Origin of the sequence: Curtobacterium sp. MCBA15_013 (genome assembly GCF_001865095.1) — a bacterium.
Lineage (GTDB): Bacteria > Actinomycetota > Actinomycetes > Actinomycetales > Microbacteriaceae > Curtobacterium.
Genome location: NZ_MJGQ01000004.1, coordinates 273,421 through 289,749, shown reverse-complemented (window position 1 = coordinate 289,749; position 16,329 = coordinate 273,421). Strand labels below are relative to the sequence as shown.

Sequence of the window (16,329 nt, the reverse complement as noted above, 5' to 3'; positions counted from 1 at the left end):
GACGCGCACCGCGCCTCCCGAACCGTGGTCGCGTTCAGACCGTCCGGGTCGCGCCCGTCACGGGGCCCGGCTCGGCGTCCTCGTCGTCGGCGGCCTGCAGGACGCCCTCCGCCTGGGGCAGCAGGTGCCGCACGGCCAGCGCGATCGACCGCGACCCGACGACCGCGACCAGCACCGAGAGCAGGGCGAGCACCCCCGCGGTGGGGATCCACGCCCACCGCACGTCGAGCACCCGCAACCACTCGATCGCGGCCGTCGCGACCGCCGCCGCCGGGAACACGAACGACCAGAACCCGAGCGAGAAGGGCAGCCGCGCGTACCGCGGCAGCAGGGCGACCTGCACCGCGACGAGCAGCACGCCGAGCCCGGTGATCGCCTGCACCGGGACCGTGAGCACGTCGTCCGTCAGCGCGAACACCGCGACCGTGGCGACCGACGGCGGTGCCACGAGGATCGCCATCGTCGGCACGAGCGGTGCGGGCAGCGCGGGGCGGAAGGACAGCCGGATGAGCAGCAGCCCGGTCATCACGACCCAGAAGAACACGCCGACGCCGAAGCAGGCCCAGGAGAGCCAGGTGAGCCCGACCTCGTGCGTGGCGACCGAGCCGACGAGCGCCGCTGCGACGGTCGGCAGGAGGTAGCCGCCGTGCACCGACTCGACGGCGAGCCGACCCTCGAACCACGTCGCGAGGAGCCAGGCGGCGAACCCGGCGGCGACCGCCACGGCGACGAGCACGAGCACCCTCCCGCCGACCGGCCAGCCGTGCGCGAGGTCGACCCCGAGCAGCATCGCGGTCGCCGGGACCAGGGCCGCGAGGGGACCCTGCGCGGGGTGCCGCAGCTGGTCGACGAGCCGGTCGTGCGCGCGCACCCGGACCCCGCGGACGGCGTGCGCGGCGAGCAGCCAGGTCCAGGCGACGGCGGCGATGCCCCAGAAGACCTGCGGGAGGACGGCCGGCAGGTCGAGGACGGGGGCGGCGTACGACCAGGTCTCGGCGAAGCCGGCGAGACCGAACGGGACGGCGAGGGTGTTGAGCGGGATGCGGGTGGTGGGACGGGGCACGGTGTCCCATTCTCCCGAGTCGGACCGCTCCCGGGGGTCCCGTGCCAGATTGGGCAGCATGTCCTTCGAGAACACCGACCACGTCCAGGCCACCACCGCCGGCTCGTTGCCCCGCACGCCGGAGCTCATCGCCGCGAACGCCGCCCGGCCCCTCGCCGCCGACGGCTTCACGCTGGAGACCACCGACGAGGTCCGTGCGCTCACGAGCGCCGCGGTCGACGACGTCGTCGCCCGCCAGACCGCCCTCGGCATCACGCAGCCCGGCGACGGCGAGTTCGGCAAGGCGATGTCGAACAGCGTCGACTACGGCGCCTGGTGGGGGTACTCGTTCCAGCGCGTCAGCGGCCTCAGCCTGACCGAGGAGGACATCTTCACGCAGGAGCCGGTCCGCTCCGAGCCCGGACACGTCCGGCTCACGAGCTTCCCGGACCGCCGCGACTGGACGATCTTCCGCGAGGCCTACACCGACCCGGGCTCGGGCATCGGCACGGGCAAGAACGCCACCGCGTTCCCGACGACGACCGGCCCGATCGCGTACACCGGGCACGAGGCAGCCCGGACGGACGCCGCCAACCTCCGGCACGCCGTCGAGGCGGCCGGCGCCGCGAACGGCTTCATCACGGCGCTCTCCCCCGGGTCCGCCGCCCGGGTCGCGAACGAGTCCTACGCCACCGACGAGGAGCACATCTGGGCCTGGGCCGACGCCCTGCGCGAGGAGTACCGGATCATCCTCGACGCCGGTCTCGTCCTGCAGATCGACGACCCCTCGATCGCCGAGAACTGGGACCAGATCAACCCGGAGCCGACCGTCGAGGACTACCGCGCCTTCACCCGCATCCGCGTCGAGGCGCTCAACCACGCGCTGCGCGGCCTCGACACCTCGCGGGTGCGCTTCCACCTCTGCTGGGGCTCGTGGCACGGCCCGCACACCACCGACATCGAGCTCCGCCACATCGTCGACCTCATGCTCGACATCGACGCCGGCGCGTACTCGTTCGAGGCGGCGAACGCCCGGCACGAGCACGAGTGGACCGTCTGGCAGGACGTCGCGCTGCCGGACGGCAAGGTCATCGTGCCCGGCGTGGTCGGCCACGCCACGAACGTCGTCGAGCACCCGGACCTCGTCGCGCAGCGCATCGAGCGGTTCGCCTCGGTCGTCGGCCAGGAGCGCGTCATCGCCGGCACCGACTGCGGCCTCGGCGGCCGCATCCACCCGCAGATCGCCGCCGCGAAGCTCGAGTCCCTCGGCGAGGGCGCGCGCCGGGCGAGCGCGACGCTCTTCTAGCCGTCGCAGCGTGCGAGGTTCCGCGCTCGGTGCGGCCCGCACGGCCTGTCACGGTGTGCGGACGCTCGCACGGTGCGGCCTGGAGGCGCGGTGCGGGCCCGACCCGCGCCTCCGGGCCCGCAGGCGGTCGCGTCTCCCCGAGAGGGACGTCGGAGCTCAGGAGCTCTGCCAGAGCACCGACGCCCGCGCGCCGTCGCTGAAGACGTACGCCCGGCCGGCGTCGCCGAGGTCGAACCCGAGCGGACCCGGCTCGATCGACGCGACGAACTCGGTGCCCGCGGGGGTCTCGTCGTCCTGGATCCACTCCGGCACGCCGCCGTACTGGCCCGCGACGAGGACCCCCTCGGCGGCCGCGGCCGTGAGCACTCGGTCGGGGTCCTCGTCGTCGTGGACCATCGGCACCGGCACGTGCCGGAGGAGCATCGCGTCGGCGAGGAGCGGTGGAGACGCCGGCTCCGGGTCGTCGGGATCGCCGTGCGGTGAGACGGGTTCGGCCGCGAGGTGCAGCCCTCGGGGGGAGAACACGAACGCCGCGTTCGCGCCGCTGTCGGGCTCCCACGAGGCACACGTCCCCGGGTCGAACTGACACACGAACACGCTGACGAGCGTCTCCCGGTGTTCGATCTGGGCGGTGAACTGCATCGGTTCGTCGTGGTGGGCGCACAGCGGCCACTCCCATCCCTCGGGCACCGCGGGGGCACCGCCGATGCGCGCGGCGGTGATGGGGGCCGGCGCGTCCGGTCGGTACGCCCCGAGCACGATCGTGCCGAGGTGCTCCGCCACCGACGGGGCGGTCCGGGGAACGGGGGTCTCGGCCCGCGGCTCGACCAGCGTCAGCACGGTGCGTTCCGGTCCGCTCCCGCGCTCGGGTCCGCTCCTGCGCTCGGCGACGACGAACCGACCGGGCTGTGGCGGCGCGAGCGGCAGTTCCCAGCGGAGGAGCGGCCAGTCGGGCATCCCACGCTCGCCGGTGCCCGGGTCGGGGCCGTTGTCCGCCGATCGGAGCATCCGGACCAGGGCGGCGACGTCGAGGTCCGGGAACCCCGCCGCACGCGATTCGGCGACCACGCGTGCGGCGGCACGGTCGAAGGGGGCGTCACGACGGCGGGCGCGCGGCCCGCCGGGACGGACGACGGCGGCGTGGATGCCGTGCAGGACGAGCAGCGGCGGGAGTGTCCACGCCGATGCGATGAGGAACGAGGCGCCGACCGCCCGGTACCGGAAGGCGTTCTCGAACACCGAGATCGCGACGAAGGCGACGACGAGCACGATCCACGCGGTGACGAGCACGGTGGTCCAGGGTCCGCTGCCTGCCTTCGAGCCCGCGCGGTGCGACCGTGCACGTGCCCGGGCAGCGTCCTCGGTGTCGACGTCGACCCGTGTCGCCGGTCCTGCGTCGGCCATGCGGTCCCCCGATCCACGAGCACCCGACACGCTCGCGAGCAGCAGGTTAGCGGTCGGACGCGGCCGCTCCGGTCACCGGCGGGAGCGCCCGAGCAGCACGGCGCCCACGACCGCAGCCGCGCCCGCCCAGGCCAGCGGCCGGGTCACGCGGCGACGCTTCGCGACCCAGCCGCCGTTCGTCGCGTTGCCGGCGTCGGCCGGGGTCCAGAGGTTGCCGTCGGTCGGTGCTCCCGTGCCGCGGAGCGCGAACGTCTGCACCATCGGCTTGGTGATCTTGTGGAACAGCCCGGGGAAGACGTACTGCAGCGGCACGAGCGACGCCTGGATCCGGCCGACGAACCGGTAGCGCTTGGGGTGCAGTGCCGTCCGGACGACCGCGCGGCCGGCACGCTCGACGGACACCGTCGGCGGCAGCGGGTGCGAGGTCTTGCCGGTGTAGTTGGCGCCGTTCTGGTAGATCGGCGTGTCGATGGTCGACGGCAGGAGCGCGGCGAAGCGGATGCCCGTGCCGGCGAACTCGTCGCCGAGGACGTCGACCAGGCCGAGGGCCGCGTGCTTGCTCGTCACGTAGGCGGACTGGTACGGCGCGGACAGCAGCGACTGGATCGAGCCGACGAGGACGTAGGTGCCCTCGCCCCGCTGCTTCCAGTGCGGGAGCAGGGCGGTGATCGCGTGCAGGTGGCCGTACAGGTTCGTGTCGACGACGCGCTTGAAGGCCTCGGTCGGGGTCTGCTCGAAGAGGCCGTAGACGAACAGTGCGGCGTTCCCCACGAAGACGTCGATCCGTCCGAAGCGGGTCGTGGTGGTCGCGACGAGGTCGCGGACGGCGTGCTCGTCGGCGACGTCCGTGGGGATCGCGACTGCCTCGGCCCCGAGCGCCCGGCACTCGGCGGCGGCGGCTTCGAGCGAGTCGTGGCTGCGGGCGGCCAGCACGAGCGTCGCGCCCTGCCGTGCGAACTCGTGCGCGGCGGCCCTGCCGATCCCGCTCGATGCTCCGGTGACGACGACGATCTTCCCGCGGAACCGATGTGCCATGGGTCCTTGGTACGCGGTCGCGGCTCCGTCCCCGCACAGGGCACGTGCTGCACGGCGGGTCCGGTAGCGTCGAGGGGCAGGCGACGAGGGGGAACGGTGCACGGGGACGCGGTGGACACGCTCGGGATCGACGGGGTCTGGTTCGATCCGCTCTGGCGGGTGGAGGTGCGGCTCACCCCGCTCGAACGACGACTGCTCGAGACGTGGACGGTGCGACGGCTCGCGTTCGTCGCCCACGCCGGCGGTGCCGCGCTCACGACGACCCAGTCGTACTCGCGGCTCGAACACTCCCTCGGGGTGCTCGCGCTCGTCACCGCCTTCGCTCCGGACGACCACCTCGCCCGCACGACCGCACTCCTGCACGACGTCGGGCACCTGCCGTTCAGCCACACGTTGGAGGGTCTGGGCGGCCTCGAGCACCACTCCCTCGGACGAACCGCGATCCGGCACCTCGCGGACGAGGTCCCGGGCATCGACGCCGACCAGGTCATCGCGGTCGACGAAGGCCGCGTGCCGTCGGTGCTGACGTCGGTCCCGAACGGACTGAAGCTCGACCACCTGGACTCGTTCCTCCGGAGCGGCCAGGCGCACGGACGGACGCAGACGCCGCCGCACGTCCTGCTCGGTCGCCTGCGGCTCGTCGGCGGGACGGTCGACGCGGATCCGGACGACGCCCTCGAGCTGGCCGACCTGGCCGTCCGCGAGGCACTCGCGCAGCGCTCCGCGGCGAACCTCGTGCCCGTGACCGTGCTCCGCGACCTCGTCGGGCGGCTGCTCGACCGCGGTGCGCTGTCGCCGACCGACCTCGCCCGGAGCACCGAGGACGAGGTCTGGGCGCGCCTCGTCGCCGACCCCGACACCGCCTCCGACGCCGACCTCCTGCGTCGCCGACCGCAGGCGTGGCGCATGCGCACCGGCGACGGACCCGTGCCCACCGGTGCGCTCCGGCACACGGTCAGCCGTGGCTACCTCGACCTGCCGACGGTCGGAGGGCGTCCCCTGCGCGATCCGCGAGTCGCGGCACTCGCCGCGGGCCTGCCGCTCCGGGTGGCCGTGACGCGCGACGGGGTGCGCTGACGCGGGCCGCCTGCCACGATGGGCGCATGCGCAAGGACGACCTCACCGTCGACGAGGCGACCGTCATCGCCCAGCACGCCCGCGACGGCGTGCTGGAACTCGACGATCCCGAGGTGCGCAAGGTCGTCGAGCAGGCGAACCGGGTCCTCGTCCGCGCGCAGATGTGGGGCGACGAACCGAGTCCGAGGCTCCGACGCCGCCGACGGTTCATCGCGATCGGCGCCCTCGTCATGGTGCTCGTCTGGGTCGCGGGGCTGCTCGTGCCGCTCGCCGTCCGGTTCGGGTGACCCGGGCACGGGCTTGCCCCGCCGGGCCGGAGCGGCTTGACTCGACCCGATGACCAGCACGGCCGGCTCGACCGCGACCCCCAGGACCTGGACCGTGACCGCACGGGAGGACACCGGGCCCATCGCGCTCGTCGGGCTCCGCGCCTCGTGGGCGCCCCTGGCGAAGCAGTCCGTCGTCGCTGCCCTCGTGGTGGCTGCCGCGGTGACCAGCACACTCACCCCCTGGCTCCCGGTCACCGACGCGCCGCGGATGTGGACCGGCGTGGCACTCGCCCTCGGCGGGCTGCTGGTGGCGGCTGTGATGGCGCGCTGGCCGGGCGCCGCCCGCGCCGAGCTGGTCGTCCCGGCGATCGACTTCATCGCGATCGGGCTGCTCCGGTACGGCACGGGCGACACCCGTTCGGTGTTCCTCGCCGTCGTCGTCCTGCCGGTGATCTGGATGGCGGCGAGCCCGGGTCGGCGCCACGTGCTGTACCCGCTGCTCGGGACCTGCGCCACGCTGCTGTTGCCGTACGTGCTGGAACCCACCGAACCGCGTCCGAGCGAACTCGTCCGGCTCGCCTTCGCGGTCGTCGTGTACGGCGCGACGGCGGCCGTGACCAACGAGCTCGCCCGGCAGGCGGACGTCCGGCTCAGCACCGCACAGCGTCGTCGTCGCGTGGCCGAGGGTGAGATCGACCGGGCCGCCCTCGTCCAGCAGTCCCTGCTGCCCGCGTCCACGGAGGGACTCCCACCGGAACTCCACGCACTCGGGGTGTGCATCCCGGCACGGACCGTCGGCGGCGACTTCTACGACTGGTTCCCGACACCGGACGGCGCGGCCTTCACGCTCGGCGACGTGATGGGCAAGGGCGTCGGCGCCGGCATGATCGCCGCCGCGGTCCGGTCCCTCGTGCGCAGCACCGTCGACGAACCGGACGCGGCCACGGCGGTCCGTCGAGCGGCCGCCGGCCTGGCGACCGGGACGTCCGACGTCGAGAGTGCACAGTTCACGACGTGCTTCCACGTGCGGATCGACCGCGACGGCCACGCCCGCTGGGTCGACGCCGGCCACGGGTTGAGCCTCCTCCGGCGTGCCGACGGCGCGGTCCGGTCGCTGCGGTCCGGGCACCTGCCGATCGGCGTCGGGACCTCGTGGTCGAGCGAGACGACCGACCTCGAGCCCGGCGACGTCGTCGTGAGCGTCAGCGACGGGGTGCTCGACCTCTTCGGCGGGGACCTCGACGCGCTCGACCGCTTCGAGGCCTGGGTCGCCGAACGCTCGCACCCCCAGCAGCTCGTCGACGGGATCACCGAGCTCGCCCACCGCGGCGAGCACCCCGACGACGTCACGGTGCTCTGCATCGCCTACCGACCCTGACCACCCACGCGCACACCCGAGGAGGACGACGTGGACGACCGCATCGACCGTCGCCGGTTCATGACCGCCGGCATCGCCGGGACCACCGCCGCGATCGTCGGCACGAGCATCGCGAGCCGCTCCACACCGGCCGTGGCGGCAGCGGGCACCCTGCTCGCCGCGGACGAGTTCGACGGGCCAGCCGGCAGTGCACCGAACAGCGCCGTCTGGCGGTACGACCTCGGCGCGGGCGGGTGGGGCAACGGGGAACTGCAGACCTACACGGACTCCCGGCGGAACGCGGCGCTCGACGGTGCCGGCAACCTCGTGATCACCGCCCGGCGTGAGGCCGACGGTTCGTTCACCTCGGCACGACTGAAGACCGAGGGCACCTCGACGGCGCAGTACGGCCGGATCGAGGCGCGCATCCGGATCCCCCGGGGGCAGGGGATCTGGCCCGCGTTCTGGATGCTCGGCGCGGACATCGGGTCGGTCGGGTGGCCGGCCTGCGGCGAGATCGACGTGATGGAGAACGTCGGGTACGAACCGACCGTGGTCCACGGCACGGTGCACGGCCCGGGGTACTCCGGCGCGCAGGGCATCTCGGCGGCGTCCACGAACCCCACGGGGGCTCCGTTCGCCGACGACTTCCACGTGTTCGGCGTCGACTGGCGTCCGGACTCGATCACGTGGTCGGTCGACGGCACGGCGTACCGGACGCTGACCCGTGCCGACGTCGGGGCGGACCCGTGGGTGTTCGACAAGCCGTTCTTCGTCGTCCTCAACGTGGCCGTCGGCGGCTCGTGGCCCGGGTCGCCCGACGCGTCGACGCGCTTCCCGCAGCAGATGACGGTGGACTGGGTGCGCGTCTTCGCGAACGCCTGAGGCTCAGGGGCGGCCGCGGCCGTTCCGCGCGACGAGCCACAGGTACGTGCTGTGCCCGATGAGGGCGAGGCCGAAGAACACCGCGGCCACGGCGTACACGCGGTCGAGCTTGCCCTGGCCGATCACGAGCATCACGACGCAGAACACGACGGCCACGGCGAGCACGCCCACCTGCACCGTCGACCAGATCCGTCGGAAGCGCGGCATGCCCGTCTCGTTCACGACTCCATGGTGCCAGATGCCGTCAGTGCTCCCGGAGCGCCTCGACGAGCTCGGCCTTCCGCTTCGACGAGTACCCGGTGATGCCGAGCTCCTTCGCGCGTCGCTTGAGGTCCGCCACGGTCCAGTCGTCGTACGACCCGGACTCGCCGCCCTTCTTCGCCACGGCGTGCTCGCCCCGAGCCGCGGCGGCGTTGCTGATGCGGGCGGCCTTCTCCTTCGAGTTGCCCTCCTTGCGGAGCTCCTCGTACATGTCCGGCTTCTTGAGTTGGTTCGGCATGGCGCACACCGTACGCCCGGGTCCTCGACGTGGGAGACTCCGGCATGACCGAACCCTGGACCTCCGACCCGGGTGGTCCGGGCACCCCGATCGTGCTGCTCCACCCCGGTGGCACCGATTCCCGGTCGATGTCGGCGCTGGCCGAGGCGTTCGGTGGCGCCCGTGTCGTGCTCGTCGACCGAGCCGGGCACGGTCGCACTCCCGACGTCGACGGCCCGTGGCACTTCGCGGACGTGGCCGAGGAACTCGCCGGCACCGTGCGGTCCCTCGGCGCCGGCCCCGTGCACCTCGTCGGGTGCCGCCTCGGTTCATGGCGGACGCCTACGCCGAGGTGTCCCCCGACCCTCCGGAGCACTGGGAGGTCGTCACCGCCAAGTCGCGGGTGCTGCACACGGCGGAACCCGCGGTCACGGTGACGCAGCTCCGCGGCCTCGACGTCCCGGTCCTCATCCTGTGCGGGGACGACGACGAGGTGCGGCTCGACCACCTCGCCCAGATGCTCGAGGCACTGCCGGACGGCGAACTCGCAGTGGTCCCGAGGGCGACGCACGGCCTCGTCGTCGAGCAGCCGGACCTCGTCGCGCAGCTCGTCGAGGCGTTCCACGCGACCGACAAGAGCGACGGTGTCGCACCCCGCCGTCGCGCGCGGCACTGACCGGTCACCGCACTCCTGGGCGGCGGTCCAGATGCCGTCCGGTTCTGTGGGAGGGAACCGATGAGAGGACCCGCACCATGCCCCGCGACCAGTACGAGCCAGCCGACCCGCGTACCCGCTACCCCGACGTCCAGCCGGAGCCGCAGACGCAAGCCGAGCCGGGCCTCCAGAGCCGCATGCGGCCGGTACCGGACCTCGGTGAGGAGACCTACCGGGGAACCGGCCGGCTCACCGGTCGGAAGGCGCTGATCACCGGCGCGGACTCCGGTATCGGTGGCGCCGTCGCCATCGCGTTCGCACGCGAGGGTGCCGACGTCGCGCTCGCGTACCTCCCGGAGGAGCAGTCCGACGCGGACCACGTCATCGAGCAGATCCGCGCCGCGGGCCGGACGGCCGTCGCGGTACCAGGTGACCTGCGGGACCGGTCCTACGCGACCACGCTGGTCGAGCAGGCCGTCGCGGGACTCGGCGGCCTCGACGCGCTCGTGAGCGTGGCCGGCAAGCAGCGTTGGCAGCCCGAGGTCGAGGACCTCACCGACGAGCAGTTCGAGGCGACGTTCGACGTCAACGTGTTCGGGCTGTTCCGCCTGGTCCGCGCTGCGCTCCCCCACCTGCAGCCGGGGTCGACGATCACCACGACGGCGTCGATGGAGGCGTACAAGCCCGCTCCGGACCGGCTCGACTACGCGGCGTCGAAGGGCGCGATCAACAACCTCTCGAAGGGGCTGTCGCAGGCACTCGTCGAGCGTGGGATCCGGGTGAACATCGTGGCTCCCGGACCCACCTGGACCGTCCTGCAGCCGAGCGGCGGCGTCGACCCGGAGTCGCTGCCCGAGTTCGGGTCGAGCGAGTCGCCGATGGGCCGCGCCGCGCAGCCGGCCGAACTCGCGCCCGCCTACGTGTTCCTCGCCTCGCACGAGTCGAGCTACGTCGCCGGGGAGACCCTCAACGTGAACGGCGGCATGGTGACGCCCTGACCCGGCACGGCCCACGGGCTGCACGCACCCGGGAATGGAACGCGCGTCCCGGGTGTCTCATCCACCACCGAACGCGAAGGAGCACACCATGAGCCACGACCTCCACGAGAGCACGGCCGTCGACGTCCAGCGGAGCTGCACGCCGGCGACGACGGTGTCCGTCCTGCACGACGAGCGCAAGCCGTCGTTCGGGCGCTGGCTGGGCCAGATCAACCGGCAGGACTGACCGCCGGAGCGACGCCTGCGGCCGGGACCGCGGGCGTCGCCGCAGCGGCGGCCGCAGGTGCGGGGGCAGGGGCGGCGCCCGGGACGCCGAGTTCGCGGATCCGCCGCGCCGGCACCCCGGCGTAGACGCCGTGGGACGTGAGCCGCCCCCGGACGACCGCCCCGGCCGCGACCACCACGTCGTCCTCGATGACCGTCCCGGGCAGCACGACGGCACGCCCACCGATCCAGACCCGCTCGCCGATGTCGACCGACCGGCCCGAGGCGGTCTCGCTCCACGCCCCGTCGTCGCCGATCTCGTGGTGGCTCGTCATCACGAGCACCTGCATCCCGATCGCGGTGTGGTCGCCGATCCGGACCGGCGCGACGGCCTCGACCGTGACGTTCCGGTTGAAGTACACGCCCCGGCCGACCACGAGGTTCTTCGGGTCCCCCGTCAGTGAGAACAGCGGACCGGGGCTCGACGCGAGTTCGGCGCCCGCGGCGGACGCGATCAACCGGCGCACCGCACGTGTCAGGAACGGCGAACCGAGCAGCAGCGTGAACAGCGTGTACTCGCGGGCGTGGACGACGTCGTCGCGCAGCCGTGAGCCGAACGTGGACGGAGATGCGGTGCGTGCGGACATGCCGCCTCCAGGTCTCGCAGGGGGACGTGTGCGTCCTCGCACACAGCCGGAACGGTAGGTCGGCTCGAGCACGGTCGACAACGCGGGGACCGGGGCGTTGCGCGATTCTTGCGGTGTCCGCTGCCGGGATCCCGCACTGCTACCGTGCTCGCATGTCCTGGGGCCGACGGTACTTCGCGGTCCAGTCGGTCGCGGGGGCCCTCTGGTGGATCGCGGTGTGCACCCTCCCCGGGGTCCGGTCGGCGACCCTCGGCTCGCTCGACCCCGTCGTCGTCGCGGTGTTCGACGTCCCGCTCTTCGTCGTGGCATCGGCGCTCGCAGCGGCCGGCAGTCGCGCCGCCGCGGTGGTCACGACCGGGTGGACCGCGCTGGTCCTGGCCGCCCTGGCCGTCTGGGCCACCGCGACGACCGAGGCCGGTGCCGGTGTGCTCGTGATGATCGGCGCGACCGTCGGGTCCGCCCTCGCCCTGGCGCTCGTCGTGCTCGGCCGGGTCCCGACCGAGTGGCTGACGACCGGCCCGCTGCGGTTCCGGACCGCCGACCCCGACGCTCGCCGCCGCCACGTCCTCGGCACCGTCCTGCAGATCACCGTCTTCTGGGGGCTCTTCCTCGGGGTGCTGCCGCTCGCCATCGCCGCCGCCGAGCACCGCTGGCGGCTCCACCCGACGCTGCCCGACGGCGTCGTGACCACCGCTGTCGTCACCGGAGCCGTCGCAGTCGTCGCCGCGAGTGCGCTCGGCATCGCGTCCGCAGCGGCGATGTCGACGCAGGGCGCCGGGACCCCGCTGCCGTCCGCGATGCCGAACCGGCTCGTGATCGCCGGTCCGTACCGCTCGGTGCGCAATCCGATGGCGCTCGCCGGCATCGCCCAGGGCGTCGCCGTCGGGCTCCTGCTCACCTCGTGGATGGTGGTCGTGTACGCGCTCGCCGGGTCGATCGTCTGGAACTGCGTCGTCCGCCCGCTCGAGGAGGCCGACCTCGACCACCGGTTCGGCGACGACTTCCGGCGCTACGCCGCACGCGTCCGGTGCTGGGTCCCCCGGTGGCCGGTCCCGGCGAGCACCCCGGCGGACGCGATCAGCCCGCCGCGCCGCTGATGTTGACGAGCCAGGTCACGCCGAAACGGTCGGTGACCATGCCGAACGTGTCGCCCCACGGGGCCTTCGTGAGGGGTTCGATGATCGTCTTCGCCCCGTCGGCGAGCCCGTTCCAGTAGCGCGTGAGGGCTGCTTCGTCGTCACCGCTCAGGGACACCGAGATGTTGCTGACGTCGGGGCCCTCCATGCCGGTCGGTGCGTCGGAGGCCATCAGCAGCAGGCCGTTCTCGCCCTCGAGCTGGCCGTGCATGACCTTGTCGGCGTCGGCGGGGTCCTGAGCCATGCCGGCCTCGCCGAAGGTGTTGACGGTGAGTTCGCCGCCGAAGACGCCGTGGTAGAAGTCGAGCGCGTCACGGGCCTGGTCGCGGAGGCCGATGTACGGGTTGAGTCGGACGGTCATGGTGGACTCCTCGCGGATGGTGCACGGGCGCCGTCGTCCGTGTCGCGTTGATCGTCCCAGACCGTCGGCGCGTGCGGAAGCCCGTGGGCGGGTCGTGCAGGATGGGGCGGTGGACAGCGACGACGCGTACGACGAGCACCTCAGCGCCGAGATGCCGTGGACCGAGGTGGTCCGGACACTCGAGGGCCTCGGGTGGACGCCGTGCGGCACCGGGGACTGGGCGTGCGCGTTCCGTTCCCCCTCCGGTCGGCTCGCGGCGCGGGTCAGCCCGTTCGACCCCGCCGGGCCGTACTCGGCGATGCTCTACCGTGTGGCGGCGCACACCCGTCAGGTCCCCGTGCTGGTCGACCACCGCGTGCTCGAGGGCGGGTCCGACCTCACGGTGATGGAGTACCTCGCGCCGGTGTCCACGGCCGAAGGGGCGGCCTTCCACCGGTCGATCCGTGCACGGGAGCCGGACGTAGCGGCGCTCGCCGGGCACATCGACGCCGTGCACGCGCGGGGCGCCCGGGAGCAGCCGTGGTGGGGTCCGCTCGACGACAACCCGGCGAACGTGATGCGCGGCTCGGACGGCCGGCTGGTCGTCGCCGACCTGTTCTACGCGGACGGCCCCGCGCTGTACGCCACGGTGCGGGACGACCCCGACCGGGTCGTGCGGGACTACCCGGAGCACCTGCGTCGGCACATGACGGAGTTGCCGCTGGCGAGTTCCGGCGGGTGGGCGGTCGGCGACGCGGAGCGGATGCGCCGGGCACTGGCGGCGGCGGACCGACGCCGGTCGGGATGACGTCCGGCGGTGTCCGCCCACCACCAGCACCGGACGCTCCCGGCACACGACCAGCACCGGCCGGTCCCCGCCCGCCAAAGCACCGGACGGTCCCCGCCCACCACCGGCACCCGAGCACCCAGCCGCCTCCGCCTAGCATCGTGAGGATGCCCGACCCCCGCCCCGACGAGTTCATCCGCGTCCGCGGCGCCCGCGAGCACAACCTGCAGGACGTGGACGTCGACATCCCCCGCGACCGCATCGTCGCCTTCACCGGCGTCTCCGGCTCCGGCAAGTCGAGCCTCGCGTTCGGCACCGTGTTCGCCGAGGCGCAGCGCCGGTTCCTCGAGTCCGTCGCCCCGTACGCCCGGCGACTCATCGCGCAGGGGTCCACCCCGCACGTGGAGTCGATCACGGGACTCCCCCCGGCCGTCGCCCTGCAGCAGCGCCGCGGTGCCCCGAGTGCCCGCTCCACCGTGGGCACGCTGACGACCCTGTCGAACTCGATGCGCATGCTCTTCTCCCGCGCCGGCACCTACCCGCCGGGAGCCGACCGGCTCGAGTCCGACTCGTTCTCGCCGAACACCGCCGCCGGGGCCTGTCCCCGCTGCCACGGACTCGGCACCGCGCACGAGGTCACCGAGGCGTCCACGGTCCACGACGACTCGCTCAGCATCCGCGACGGCGCGATCACCGCGTGGCCCGGTGCCTGGCAGGGCAAGAACCTCCGCGACGTGACGGCGGTGCTCGGCTACGACATCGACCGGCCGTGGCGGGACCTCCCCCGCGCCGACCGCGACTGGCTGCTCTTCACCGAGGAGCAGCCGGTGGTCGAAGTGCACCCGAAGCGCGACCGGGTCGCCAAGCCCTACCGCGGTCGGTTCTGGAGCGCCCGGCAGTTCGTGCTGCACACCCTCGCGGACTCCCAGAGCGAGACCCAGCGCGCCAAGGCCCTGCAGTACGTCGAGTCCGGGCCGTGCGGCCTGTGCGGCGGCACCGGGCTCACCCGGGCGGCCCTCGCCGTGACGGTCGGCGGGCACAGCATCGCCGACCTCAACGCGCTGCCGATCACGGCGCTCGCCGACGTGCTCCGGCCGATCGCCGCGATCACGGACGCCTCGGCGGCGACGTCCCGTGCGTCCTCGGGCGAGCACACCGAGGTGGCCGTGGCGATCGCGGGTGACCTCGTCACGCGCCTCGACGTCCTGCTCGGCCTCGGGCTCGGGTACCTCGCGCTCGACAGGTCGACGCCGACGCTCTCCCCCGGTGAGACGCAGCGGCTCCGGATCGCGACGCAGCTCCGCTCCGGGTTGTTCGGTGTCGTGTACGTCCTCGACGAGCCGAGCGCCGGTCTGCACCCCGCCGACGCCGAGTCCCTCGTGCAGGTGCTCGACGACCTGCGCGCCGGCGGCAACAGCGTCTTCGTGGTCGAGCACGACATGAGCATCGTCCGCCGCGCCGACTGGATCGTCGACGTCGGGCCGGGCGCGGGCTCCGGTGGCGGCACCGTCCTGTACAGCGGTCCCGTCGACGGCCTCCAGCACGTCGAGGGGTCGGTGACGCGGCGGTTCCTCCACCCGGCCGGCCCACCTGCCGCCCGCACACCGCGGGAGCCGGTCGCCACCCTGGCGCTCCGCGACGTGACGCTGCACAACCTGCACGGTCTCGACGTCGACGTCCCGCTCGGGGTCCTCACCGCGGTCACGGGGGTGAGCGGCTCGGGGAAGTCCTCGCTCGTCGGTGGCGTCCTGGCCACCGAGGGCGCCTCGCACCCGCTCGTGACCCGGGTCGTCCAGGTCGACCAGAAGCCGATCGGCCGCACGCCCCGGTCGAACCTCGCCACCTACACGGGCCTGTTCGACGCCGTCCGCCAGGCCTTCGCCGCCACCGATGCCGCACGGGAGCGCGGCTGGGGCGCCGGACGGTTCTCGTTCAACGTCGCGGGCGGCCGGTGCGAGGTGTGCCAGGGCGAGGGGTCCGTCTCCGTCGAGCTGCTGTTCCTGCCCGGCAGCTGGGCGCCGTGCCCGGAGTGCCACGGTGCCCGGTACAACGCCGAAACGCTCGAGGTCCGGTGGGACGGCGCGAGCATCGCCGACGTGCTCGGCATGACCGTCGACGAGGCGGCACCGTTCCTCGCCGGCCTCCCGGCCGCGGCGCGTGGGCTCGAGACGCTGCGCCAGGTCGGTCTCGGCTACCTCCGACTCGGCCAGCCCGCCCCGGAGCTGTCCGGCGGCGAAGCGCAGCGCATCAAGCTCGCCACCGAACTGCAGCGCGCCCGGTCCGGCCACACGCTCTACCTGCTCGACGAGCCGACCACCGGCCTCCACCCCGCCGACGTCGAGCTGCTGTCCGAGCAGCTGTCGCGGCTCACGGACGCCGGCAACACGGTCGTGGTCGTCGAGCACAGCATGGACGTCGTCGCGGCGGCCGACCACGTCATCGACATGGGTCCCGCCGGTGGGGACGCGGGCGGGCAGGTGGTCGCCGCCGGTACGCCGGCCGCGGTCGCGGCGTCCGCCACGAGTCGGACCGCGCCCTACCTGCGCGCGCAGCTGGGGCGGTGAACGCGACCGGGTGACGGCCTGGAGGCGCGGTGCGGGCCTGAACCGTGCCTCCAGTCCGACCCGGTGTGGGTCGAGAGCCGCAGCGCTCGCTGAGTGGCCATCAGCTTTTCATCCCTCCGGAGGATGCACCCGCGGGGCGACCGGA

17 protein-coding genes and 1 pseudogene are annotated in these 16,329 nt (G+C 73.5%); 11 read left to right on the top strand and 7 right to left on the bottom strand.

Annotated features, from left to right (window positions below):
- Nucleotides 1–34: 34 nt before the first annotated feature.
- Complete coding sequence (locus tag BIV01_RS03420) at nucleotides 35–1,063, bottom strand: transporter (protein ID WP_071301992.1); 1,029 nt, start codon at nucleotides 1,061–1,063, stop codon at nucleotides 35–37.
- Between the two features lie 58 nt (nucleotides 1,064–1,121).
- Between BIV01_RS03420 and BIV01_RS03415 the strand changes: the two genes are divergently transcribed.
- The gene (locus BIV01_RS03415; protein ID WP_071301924.1) at nucleotides 1,122–2,348 is read left to right on the top strand and encodes a cobalamin-independent methionine synthase II family protein; all 1,227 of its coding nucleotides are present in this window, start codon (nucleotides 1,122–1,124) and stop codon (nucleotides 2,346–2,348) included.
- 156 nt (nucleotides 2,349–2,504) lie between these two features.
- On the opposite strand, the gene BIV01_RS03410 is transcribed toward BIV01_RS03415, so the two are convergent.
- Together BIV01_RS03410 and BIV01_RS19230 are read right to left on the bottom strand one after the other, a co-directional pair.
- Nucleotides 2,505–3,752, bottom strand: coding sequence for a hypothetical protein (locus BIV01_RS03410; RefSeq protein ID WP_071301923.1), 1,248 nt, complete (start codon nucleotides 3,750–3,752; stop codon nucleotides 2,505–2,507).
- Between the two features lie 72 nt (nucleotides 3,753–3,824).
- Nucleotides 3,825–4,787 (bottom strand): SDR family NAD(P)-dependent oxidoreductase, encoded by a 963-nt coding sequence (locus BIV01_RS19230; RefSeq protein WP_071301922.1) that lies wholly within the window; start codon nucleotides 4,785–4,787, stop codon nucleotides 3,825–3,827.
- Nucleotides 4,788–4,883: 96 nt separating this feature from the next.
- On the opposite strand from BIV01_RS19230, the gene BIV01_RS19225 reads away from it, so the two are divergent.
- The 4 genes from BIV01_RS19225 to BIV01_RS03385 are packed head-to-tail and all read left to right on the top strand — an operon-like array spanning nucleotide 4,884 to nucleotide 8,375.
- The gene (locus BIV01_RS19225) at nucleotides 4,884–5,864 is read left to right on the top strand and encodes an HD domain-containing protein (RefSeq protein ID WP_071301921.1); all 981 of its coding nucleotides are present in this window, start codon (nucleotides 4,884–4,886) and stop codon (nucleotides 5,862–5,864) included.
- Nucleotides 5,865–5,890: 26 nt separating this feature from the next.
- Entirely contained in the window at nucleotides 5,891–6,151 is a 261-nt protein-coding gene (locus BIV01_RS03395) for a hypothetical protein (protein WP_071301920.1), read from the top strand.
- Between the two features lie 49 nt (nucleotides 6,152–6,200).
- Nucleotides 6,201–7,511, top strand: coding sequence for a PP2C family protein-serine/threonine phosphatase (locus BIV01_RS03390; protein ID WP_071301919.1), 1,311 nt, complete (start codon nucleotides 6,201–6,203; stop codon nucleotides 7,509–7,511).
- A gap of 30 nt (nucleotides 7,512–7,541) precedes the next feature.
- Entirely contained in the window at nucleotides 7,542–8,375 is an 834-nt protein-coding gene (locus tag BIV01_RS03385) for a glycoside hydrolase family 16 protein (protein ID WP_217642531.1), read from the top strand.
- A 3-nt stretch (nucleotides 8,376–8,378) separates the two neighbouring features.
- On the opposite strand, the gene BIV01_RS03380 is transcribed toward BIV01_RS03385, so the two are convergent.
- Both BIV01_RS03380 and BIV01_RS03375 read right to left on the bottom strand, forming a co-directional pair.
- On the bottom strand, nucleotides 8,379–8,597 hold the full coding sequence (locus tag BIV01_RS03380) for a hypothetical protein (protein ID WP_071294861.1): 219 nt from the start codon (nucleotides 8,595–8,597) through the stop codon (nucleotides 8,379–8,381).
- 22 nt (nucleotides 8,598–8,619) lie between these two features.
- Nucleotides 8,620–8,874 carry a DUF7218 family protein gene (locus BIV01_RS03375; RefSeq protein WP_071294860.1) on the bottom strand — a complete coding sequence of 85 codons (255 nt, stop codon included), beginning with the start codon at nucleotides 8,872–8,874 and terminating at the stop codon, nucleotides 8,620–8,622.
- A gap of 44 nt (nucleotides 8,875–8,918) precedes the next feature.
- Here BIV01_RS03375 and BIV01_RS20475 point away from each other — a divergent pair.
- The 3 genes and pseudogenes from BIV01_RS20475 (at nucleotide 8,919) to BIV01_RS19645 (ending at nucleotide 10,732) form a co-directional block, all read left to right on the top strand.
- Nucleotides 8,919–9,529 (top strand): annotated as a pseudogene (locus BIV01_RS20475) (alpha/beta fold hydrolase).
- A gap of 77 nt (nucleotides 9,530–9,606) precedes the next feature.
- Nucleotides 9,607–10,506: an SDR family oxidoreductase gene (locus BIV01_RS03365; RefSeq protein WP_071301918.1), complete on the top strand. Its 900-nt coding sequence runs from the start codon at nucleotides 9,607–9,609 to the stop codon at nucleotides 10,504–10,506.
- 88 nt (nucleotides 10,507–10,594) lie between these two features.
- Nucleotides 10,595–10,732: a hypothetical protein gene (locus BIV01_RS19645; protein ID WP_156794898.1), complete on the top strand. Its 138-nt coding sequence runs from the start codon at nucleotides 10,595–10,597 to the stop codon at nucleotides 10,730–10,732.
- Here the strand turns inward: BIV01_RS19645 and BIV01_RS03360 are convergent.
- A complete protein-coding gene (locus tag BIV01_RS03360) occupies nucleotides 10,716–11,357 on the bottom strand; it encodes an acyltransferase (protein WP_071301917.1) in 642 nt (213 codons plus the stop codon). The genes BIV01_RS19645 and BIV01_RS03360 overlap by 17 nt on opposite strands.
- A gap of 152 nt (nucleotides 11,358–11,509) precedes the next feature.
- Here BIV01_RS03360 and BIV01_RS03355 point away from each other — a divergent pair, with 152 nt between their 5' ends.
- On the top strand, nucleotides 11,510–12,454 hold the full coding sequence (locus BIV01_RS03355; RefSeq protein WP_071301991.1) for a methyltransferase family protein: 945 nt from the start codon (nucleotides 11,510–11,512) through the stop codon (nucleotides 12,452–12,454).
- Here BIV01_RS03355 and BIV01_RS03350 read toward each other — a convergent pair.
- The gene (locus BIV01_RS03350; RefSeq protein ID WP_070418740.1) at nucleotides 12,435–12,854 is read right to left on the bottom strand and encodes a VOC family protein; all 420 of its coding nucleotides are present in this window, start codon (nucleotides 12,852–12,854) and stop codon (nucleotides 12,435–12,437) included. The genes BIV01_RS03355 and BIV01_RS03350 overlap by 20 nt on opposite strands.
- 109 nt (nucleotides 12,855–12,963) lie before the next feature.
- Here BIV01_RS03350 and BIV01_RS03345 point away from each other — a divergent pair, with 109 nt between their 5' ends.
- Nucleotides 12,964–13,641 (top strand): hypothetical protein, encoded by a 678-nt coding sequence (locus BIV01_RS03345; protein ID WP_071301916.1) that lies wholly within the window; start codon nucleotides 12,964–12,966, stop codon nucleotides 13,639–13,641.
- A 146-nt stretch (nucleotides 13,642–13,787) separates the two neighbouring features.
- On the top strand, nucleotides 13,788–16,184 hold the full coding sequence (locus tag BIV01_RS03340; RefSeq protein ID WP_071301915.1) for an ATP-binding cassette domain-containing protein: 2,397 nt from the start codon (nucleotides 13,788–13,790) through the stop codon (nucleotides 16,182–16,184).
- Nucleotides 16,185–16,329: the final 145 nt, after the last annotated feature.